This window comes from Desulfovibrio sp. DV, assembly GCF_001936595.1.
GTDB lineage: Bacteria > Desulfobacterota > Desulfovibrionia > Desulfovibrionales > Desulfovibrionaceae > Solidesulfovibrio.
The window spans coordinates 1-2,054 of sequence record NZ_MLBG01000188.1; the positions used below are offsets into that span (position 1 = coordinate 1).

The following is a 2,054-nucleotide window of genomic DNA, read 5'->3' on the forward strand; positions in this document are numbered from 1 at the left end:
GGCTCTTCGCCTCTTCTCCTCCCACCCACCCACGGAGGCGCGTATGGATGAGCGGCAGGTCATGGAAACGGACATTGTCTGCGTCGGCTTTGGCCCGGCCATGGGCGGGTTTCTGACCACGCTCGCCAAGGGCATCGTCAACGAGGACGGCTCGGCGGTCATGGAAAGCACTGTCGTGCCCGGGTTGCCGCCCCAGGTCATCTGTTACGAGCGGGCCGACGACATTGGCGTCGGCGTCTCCGGCGTGGTGTCCAAGGCACGCGGCATCCGCGAGAGCCTGCCCGGCCTCGATGCGGCCTGCGTCCCGCTGTGCACGCCCATCACCGAGGAAAAGGTCGTCTATCTCCTCGATCCCCACGGAGCCAGCCGCCGGCCGCTGCCCCTAAAGGCTGCGGACAAGGCCATTTCGCTCCTGGGCGGCCGCGTTCCGGGCTGCACCTGCAAGGACATGGCCGTTGAATTGCCCTACATCCCGCCGTTTCTGGAAAAGCACGGCGGCCTGACCTTTTCGCTTGGCCAGTTCAACCAGTGGGTGGGCAGCAATATCATGGCCACCGGCGCGGCCCAGATCTGGCCGTCCTCGCCGGTTGCCGCCCCCATCATCGAACACCGCAAGGTGGTCGGCGTGCGGCTGGCCGACCAGGGCGTGGACAAGGCCGGCAAACCCGACGCCGCTTTCATGCCCGGCATGGACGTTCGGGCCAAATTGACCGTCCTTGGCGACGGGCCGGTCGGGCCGGTCGGCCGGGCCATCGACGAGGCCCGCGGCCTGCCCATGGGCCACCACCAGCGCGACTACGCCGTCGGCATGAAATTCGTGGTGGACCTGCCCGGTAACTGTTCCTGGAAGGTCGGCACGGTCATCCACACCATCGGCTTCCCGGAACCGGAAATTTTCGGCTTCCTCTATGTATTGCCCGGACATGTTGCATCGCTTGGCATTTTTGTGCCGAGCTGGTTCGACAACCCGGTGCGCACCGCCTACCGCTACCTCCAGCACTGGATGCAGCACCCCTACCTGTGGAAACAGCTGAGGGGGGGCACCATCCGCTCGTTTGGAGCCAAGACGCTCCAGGAATCCGGCAAAAACGGCGAGCCCTACTTGGTCGGCGACGGCTACGCCCGCATCGGCGAAGGCTCCGGCACCACCAACGTGCTCACCGGCTCGGGCGTGGACGAGGCCTGGACCTCCGGCGTGCAACTCGGAGAGGCCGTGGTCCAGTTGCTGGAACAGGGCCTGCCCTTTACCTCGGAAAATCTGGAAAAAACCTACGTCGCCCGCCGCCGGGCCTCCTGGGTCGAGGCCGAAGCCAAAATCGCCGCCCGCTCCCGCGAGGGCTTTGCCTCCGGGTTCATTCCGGGCATCGTCGGCATGGCCCTTGCCGGCCTGACCAAGGGGGCACTGTGCTGGCCGGCCGATTCCCAGCCCGTACACAAACGCATCCCGTCCATCGAAGAATACTACCGGGGCCGTGTGTCCTGCGAAGAAATCCAGCGCATCCGCCAGGAAGCCACGGCCAAGGGGCTGGCCCTGCACGATGCCCTCATGGACCGCGTGGGCTGGCCGGAGATCAAATACGACGGCAACCTGCTCATCTCCCACCAGGATGCGCTGCTCCTTGGCGGCAAGGTGCAGGCCGCGCCGGGCTACGCCGACCACGTCACCTTCGAGGACCACGACACCTGCCGGGCCTGCTGCGAAAAGACCTGCATCGAAGCCTGCTCCGGCCAGGCCATCACCACCAATCCCGACGACGGCGTGCCGCTTTTCGACCGGGAAAAATGCGTGCACTGCGGGGCCTGCCTGTGGAACTGCTCCAAGCCGTCCAAGACCGATCCCGAACGCACCAACGTCCGCTTCGCCGCCGGCGCCGGCGGCCTGCACTCGGCTGAGAACTAGAAGAGAATCGGGGCGCTGCCCCGAACCCCGCCGGGGGGGATAATCCCCCCGGACCCCCTTGGCGGGGGTGCAGCCAGGATAAGGACCAATTTCCTGGTTGCACCCCCCGATAAGGGAAAATAGCGGATAAGCCTTAAAACCATAAAGAGTTTTT

At 65.5% G+C, this 2,054-nt stretch carries 1 protein-coding gene; it reads left to right on the plus strand.

Annotated features, from left to right (window positions below):
* Positions 1–43: 43 nt before the first annotated feature.
* Positions 44–1,900, plus strand: coding sequence for a 4Fe-4S ferredoxin (locus DVDV_RS21625; RefSeq protein WP_075356629.1), 1,857 nt, complete (start codon positions 44–46; stop codon positions 1,898–1,900).
* Positions 1,901–2,054: the final 154 nt, after the last annotated feature.

What these genes read in the sequence shown, in the direction of transcription:
- DVDV_RS21625 (WP_075356629.1), top strand. Translation starts at nt 44, where the DNA reads ATGGATGAGCGGCAGGTCATGGAAACGGACATTGTCTGCGTCGGCTTT.